The organism is Bacillus sp. sid0103, assembly GCF_019219025.1.
Genome location: NZ_JAHUWN010000015.1, coordinates 143,177 through 149,596, shown reverse-complemented (window position 1 = coordinate 149,596; position 6,420 = coordinate 143,177). Strand labels below are relative to the sequence as shown.

General features: G+C 37.0%; 5 protein-coding genes, 1 tRNA gene and 1 pseudogene. 6 read left to right on the top strand and 1 reads right to left on the bottom strand.

Annotation, left to right across the window (positions count from 1 at the left end):
- Positions 1 to 591: 591 nt before the first annotated feature.
- The 5 genes and pseudogenes from KW850_RS17700 to KW850_RS33425 form a co-directional block, all read left to right on the top strand.
- Complete coding sequence (locus KW850_RS17700; protein ID WP_218348998.1) at positions 592 to 1,287, top strand: MgtC/SapB family protein; 696 nt, start codon at positions 592 to 594, stop codon at positions 1,285 to 1,287.
- A gap of 74 nt (positions 1,288 to 1,361) precedes the next feature.
- Positions 1,362 to 1,434: transfer RNA gene (locus KW850_RS17695), tRNA-Ala, on the top strand.
- A gap of 313 nt (positions 1,435 to 1,747) precedes the next feature.
- Complete coding sequence (locus KW850_RS17690; protein ID WP_218348996.1) at positions 1,748 to 2,077, top strand: DUF485 domain-containing protein; 330 nt, start codon at positions 1,748 to 1,750, stop codon at positions 2,075 to 2,077.
- Positions 2,074 to 3,612, top strand: coding sequence for a solute symporter family protein (locus KW850_RS17685; protein ID WP_218348995.1), 1,539 nt, complete (start codon positions 2,074 to 2,076; stop codon positions 3,610 to 3,612). The genes KW850_RS17690 and KW850_RS17685 overlap by 4 nt, the downstream gene beginning before the upstream one ends.
- A gap of 144 nt (positions 3,613 to 3,756) precedes the next feature.
- Positions 3,757 to 3,929, top strand: a pseudogene (locus tag KW850_RS33425) (glutathione-dependent formaldehyde dehydrogenase); the annotation flags it as partial.
- Between the two features lie 106 nt (positions 3,930 to 4,035).
- On the opposite strand, the gene KW850_RS17680 reads toward KW850_RS33425, so the two are convergent.
- Positions 4,036 to 5,493: a DEAD/DEAH box helicase gene (locus KW850_RS17680; RefSeq protein WP_218348993.1), complete on the bottom strand. Its 1,458-nt coding sequence runs from the start codon at positions 5,491 to 5,493 to the stop codon at positions 4,036 to 4,038.
- Positions 5,494 to 5,718: 225 nt separating this feature from the next.
- Here KW850_RS17680 and KW850_RS17675 point away from each other — a divergent pair, with 225 nt between their 5' ends.
- On the top strand, positions 5,719 to 6,312 hold the full coding sequence (locus tag KW850_RS17675) for an RBBP9/YdeN family alpha/beta hydrolase (RefSeq protein WP_218348992.1): 594 nt from the start codon (positions 5,719 to 5,721) through the stop codon (positions 6,310 to 6,312).
- Positions 6,313 to 6,420: the final 108 nt, after the last annotated feature.

The window sequence follows — 6,420 nt, the reverse complement described above, 5'->3', positions numbered from 1 at the left end:
TGAGCCAGGATCAAACTCTCCAAGAAAGTTGATTAGCTCATTTTGTTACGTTGGCTTAGTTTCGTAATCGAAACTAAAAGTTATTGTTTGTTTGCACGATTTTGTTTGTTTAGTTTTCAAAGAACAATTGTTCACCAAGCAGATAAATCACTTGATTTTTTTATTCGCTCGAAAGCGACTTCACTAATTTAACATGTTACACATCACATTGTCAACAACTTTCTTTAATTTCTTTTGTAATGTGATGACCCTCTCGATGAGGACGAGATTTAATATAACATGATAAATAAATGTTTGCAATATAATTTTATCATTTTTTTTGAAACACCTTTCTCATTACAAAAGCAAGTTAATCGAAGAACTTAAATTCATAGGTTTTTAAGCCTTTTCCGATCATATTAATCATATACATAAGTGAATTGTCTAGGTAAACATAAAGTTTGAAACAATCGATTTTTTTGGTTCTTTCATTAGTTACTCATTTATGTGTAGAATAAGGAAAGATATTCTTCATTTTTATTATCTAATTAGATTGTTATTAAATGCATCCTTAATATCAGTCAACGACTTTATAAATGGACGTGATTTGAGATGGATAGTATCGATATCCAAATATTAATTAAACTAGGTGTTTCTGCTGTTTTTGGACTTATTATTGGTCTTGAGCGAGAATTAAAAAGGAAACCTGTAGGTCTTAAAACGAGTCTAGTAATTTCTGTTGTTAGCTGCTTATTGACGATTGTATCGATTGAATCAGCGTACATGTTTCCTGAGTCAGATGATGTCAAAATTACTATGGACCCTCTTCGTTTAGCTGCACAGATTGTTTCAGGTATTGGTTTCCTAGGTGCGGGTGTGATCTTAAGACGGGGAAATGATAGTATATCAGGATTAACTACAGCTGCAATGATATGGGGTGCAGCAGGAATAGGTATTGCCGTGGGAGCAGGCTTTTTCATAGAGGCATTTGCTGGGGTTGCCCTACTTATTCTTAGTGTTGAATTCGTTCCATTTTTAATGAAAATCATTGGTCCGAAACAATTAAGAGAAAGAGAAGTTATGCTGCAACTCTTTATTAGGGATCAAAATCAAATTGAAAAAGCCATTTCATTCTTATTAGATAAAAATTATATTGTTCGGAGACTAAAGATTAAGGATTTAGACAATGGAGATCATCTCGTTCAAATATTGGTTGCAGTAGATTACCGTGAAAAGACAACAGATGTGTATTCCTCTGTTTCAAATTTAGAAGGAGTTCAAAAAGTAGAAATTGAAAGTATCAGCTAATCCAAAAATTTATCTAAATTTCCTCTTGCAAGATTTTAATAATACAGATATAATTCTTCATGTACCAACCATTCGGGGGATTAGCTCAGCTGGGAGAGCGCTTGCATGGCATGCAAGAGGTCAGGGGTTCGAGCCCCCTATTCTCCATAATTCGAAAACCTTTGCGCTGCAATGGTTTTCTTTTTTTTCCTCAAAAAACACCTACCTCCCTATCATTATCTATTCTATATGGGTATTTTTACCTTTTTTACATTTTCTTATTGCGTATCATCTTAACACTATAATAAAATTATAATTGCAATTTGAAAATTTTGAAAAATCTGTTAAATAGGAGGGATTTCTCTAGACAATATCAATCAAAAACATTCGAATTTATTTTCCTTAACCAATGAACAATCAGCATAGTCTTTTGTTTTACCCTTATTTAAACAAAGTGTTTTATATGAAAGGGGGAGCTTCCATGGAGGCCAAAAAAACTAAGGTTAATTCTGAAAGCGGTTACACTTCGATCGTTCAGTCAGCATCTTTTCAAACATTACTCTCCGAAAAGAAAAAATTTATCATCCCAGTCACTATATTCTTCTTTTGTTTTTACTTTGCTCTACCCTTACTAACCTCCTATTCCACAGTGTTAAATCACAAGTTTATCGGCAACATTACGTGGGCATGGGTATTTGCCTTCTTACAATTCGTCATGACCTGGGTTTTATGTATGATTTATTCAAAAAAAGCAGAAAGATTTGATGAATTAGCTACGAAAGTCATCCAAGAAGGAGGAATGAACCAATGAATACCGCAGCCTTTACCATGTTTTTATGTATCGTTTTTGTAACGTTAGTTATTACATACTACGCTTCAAAACGGACGAAAAATGCCAGCGAGTTTTACACGGCTGGCGGAGGTCTTACTGGCTGGCAAAATGGACTTGCCATTGCCGGGGATTATATGTCAGCTGCTTCTTTCCTTGGAATCGCAGGTGCAGTCGCCTTAACAGGCTTTGATGGTTTCTTTTATAGCATTGGTTTTCTCGTTGCATATCTAGTGGTGCTTTATTTAGTAGCTGAACCACTAAGGAACCTTGGAAAATATACATTTGCTGATATGATTGCCGCTCGTTTTGATGCTAAAAAAGTTCGTGGTTTCGCTGCTATGAACACGGTTACCATTTCGATTTTTTATATGATCGCACAACTTGTTGGTGCAGGAGCACTTATTAAATTATTACTTGGTTTAGAATATACTACATCTGTTTTAATCGTTGGGGTTCTAATGACTGTGTACGTAATTTTTGGAGGAATGCACGCCACAAGTTGGGTACAAATTATTAAAGCAGTTCTTTTAATGGGCGGTACCTTAGTAATCTCGATCATTGTGTTTGCCAAATTTAACTGGAGTATCACCGATATGTTTGCGCAAATGAAAAGCGCAACACCATTAAAGGAATCCTTCTTAAACCCTGGTGTAAAATATAAAATTGGTCTTGATACGATTTCACTAAACATGGGACTAGTTCTTGGAACAGCAGGTCTGCCGCATATTCTTGTCCGTTTCTTTACCGTTAAGGATGCCAAAACTGCTCGTTCCTCGGTCGTATATGCTACATGGATTATTGGCCTATTTTATGTAATGACCATTTTCCTTGGCTTCGGGGCTGCAGCTTTTGTTGGAAATAGTGAAATTGTAGCTGCGAACCCTGCAGGAAATATGGCTGCTCCACTTTTAGCAAAAGCACTTGGTGGAAATATGCTGTTTGCTTTTATATCAGCAGTTGCTTTTGCAACCATTCTCGCCGTAGTTGCTGGACTTGTTCTGACAGCTGCCTCTGCATTTGCGCATGATTTCTATAACGTTATCCTAAAAAAAGGAAAAGCAACTGAAAAGCAGCAAGTTGGCATGGCTCGCTGGGCAGCCGTTGGCGTTTCGGTTATCTCAATCATTCTAGCTTTAGGGGCACAAACTCTGAATGTTGCCTTCCTGGTGTCACTGGCCTTTGCAGTCGCAGCAAGCGCTAATCTTCCGGTCATCCTATATACTATTTACTGGAAACGTTTCAACACAACCGGAGCAATTTGGGCTATGCTCGTTGGGCTTATTTCAGCAATCGGCCTAGTAATCGTCAGCCCAAATGTTTTCAGCCCTGAAGTAGGCAAAGCTATTTTTGTCGGGAAACCATGGTTTCCATATACCACCCCTGGAATTGTCTCGATTCCACTCGGATTTATTGCAGGCTATCTGGGAACAATCTTTTCAAGCCAAAAAGCAGATGTGAAGAGATATGATGAAGTACTCGTAAAATCGAATACAGGGATTAGCATTGATGGATAATACTCGAAGGGGACTGAATTAATTTCAGTTCCATTTTTTATTGACGTATTTTCATAACTAAATGAAATTTTTATTTTGCATAAATCGCAAGAAGAAAAGAGGAAATTATTTATGTTATAAATCTGGGGGTGAGTAAAAGGCGGTATCGTTATTGCTTCCCAGTCCGTACTTAAAGGTGGACCGTTCAAGTAACAGGTGTTTATGGCGGCCGTTATAATGGCTTCCCACTTGGGGATTTCATGAAATGAAACATTGATATTATAATGGGACAGGCACCCGTTATTCCATATATGCCATTTTTATATCATTTAATTGCAAAAGATCTAATCGGAGGAATCTCCCTCTATTCTTTTTGTTAAAAAAATTTGTCTTGCCATGTGTAAAGGGATTATGACCACAGTCATAATCCCTTTACACTAATTTTTAACTTTTTCTTCCCATCCCCTGATTCCTGCTGTTTCTTTTAGTCTTTAAGGAAGATGATTGATTCGGTGTTTCTTTTACATTAAAGGACTTCTGCTTTGTTTCACTTTTCGAGAGGGATTTAGTTACTTGTCTTTTGGAGCCTCGTTCCCCTTTTGAATCTCGTGAACCCTCAGATTTACTCTCAAATTTGACTCTACCTTCATGATTTCTATCCTTTTTGTCCGATTGCTTTCGATTCTGATTGCGGTTATACGGATTTTTCTTCACCACATCACGCTTTTCTTTATGAACAATAGATGGAACTTTTTTAGCATCCTTGTTTTTTTCTTTTTCTTCATCTGTATTTTCTAGATTTTGTTTTTTTATTGTTATGTTTAGTTCTTTTTCAATCATGTCAAGCATGGGCCGGTCTTCGGAAGTATAAAAAGTTAGTGCAAGCCCTGTCATTCCTGCTCTGCCCGTCCTGCCTATTCGATGGACATAACTTTCTGAATCTTGAGGGATATCATAATTAAACACATGAGTGACCCCTTCAACATCAAGTCCTCGTGCTGCCACATCTGTGGCAACGAGCAATTGAACCTCAGCATCTCTAAAACGCTTCATTACACGCTCTCTCTTGGCCTGGGACAAATCACCATGTAATTCGTCGCAAGAAAATCCGTTTGCTTTCAACACATCAAACAGCTTACTAACTCGGCGTTTGGTCCTGCAGAAAATAACCGCTAAAAAAGGACGATACGTTTCGATCAATTGAATAAGCGTGGCTTGTTTGGCACGATCAGTCGTATGAATCGCTAATTGCTTAACATTTTCAGCTGGTCCTTGCGTCTTTTCGACTTGAATATATTCCGGTTCTCGCATATGCTTTTTTGCTAGTTTACGAATTTCGGGCGGCATGGTTGCTGAAAAAAGCATGGTTTGCCTGCTCGCAGGTGTTTCTCTAATAATATCTTCGACTTCGTTCAAAAACCCAATATGGAGCATCTGGTCAGCTTCATCCAAAACAAGGTAAGCGATTTCGGATAATCGGATGGTTTCTCGTCTAATATGGTCTAATAGTCTGCCTGGTGTTCCTACGACTATCTGCATCCCCCTTTTTAATTTTTTTAGTTGTTTATCAACATCCTGGCCGCCATATACGGCAAGGACATCGACACCGTTAATGTCAGAAATAAGTTTTTCAATTTCCTCTGTTATTTGCAATGCTAGTTCTCTCGTTGGTGTTACAATTAGCGCTTGAACATGCCCATCCTCACGATTAATTTTTTCTAAAATTGGCAGGATGAAAGCAAACGTCTTTCCCGTTCCTGTCTGCGCTTGTGCAATAATATCATGACCATTCATCACAAATGGAATCGCTTGTTCTTGAATCGGTGTTGGTTTCGCAATACCTTGACCGCGTAATTTTTCCACAATCGGTTCCGAAATACCCAATGATAAAAAATCTAACAAAAATACCCCTACTTTCTATTTAACCTATCCCATTCATATTGATTGTTTTTCCATTCAAAAGCAAATTTATTTCAACGTAAAGGAATCCATCCACTCAGTAAAATCTTGTATTTAAAAAAAGTAAATATGATGGTTGCCCTTTTTATCTAAAAGAATTATAATTTATAAAATAAAACCAAGTTTTTTCATCGGAATAGTAAATTATAATTTTAAGGTGGAGATAAAATGGACCAACAAAGTTTTCTTATCATCCATGGGTTAGGCGGGAGTGGACCTGATCATTGGCAAACGTGGCTGGCTAATGAGTTAAAGAGAAGGAATTATCATGTACTATACCCGACCTTTCCAAACTTTGATTCACCAAATAAGAGTGTTTGGTTGAAGGAATTGTCAACAACACTAAAGACAATTTCAGATGAAGATAATTTAACAATTATTACACACAGTCTTGGATGCTTATTGTGGCTCCATTATGCTTCTACACAAATCAAACCAATTGCCAAGCAAGTAATTTTAGTTGCACCGCCTTCTCCAAATCACATACTAAGTGAAGCAAAATCCTTTTTTCCTGTTCCTTTGGATAGAAGCCATCTACAGAAAGTATCAGAGCACACCTTATTTATCCATTCATCTAATGATCGCTATTGCAGCATCGAGGATTCAAAACGTTTTCTTAACCTTGGACTCCCTTCCATTACAATCCCTAATGCAGGTCACATCAATACACAGTCAGGACATGGGAAATGGCCATGGATATTGGATTTATGCCTCTCTCAGAAAAATCTTACTCAATATGTCTTAGAAGGAGAAGGAGTGTAGAACTGACACTCCTTCTTATTATTCACTTGGTACTTAGCCATAAGTCATAAACAATACATATCTGTTAATCATTTCATAATCAGGAAATGATATAATAAACTCATTTTA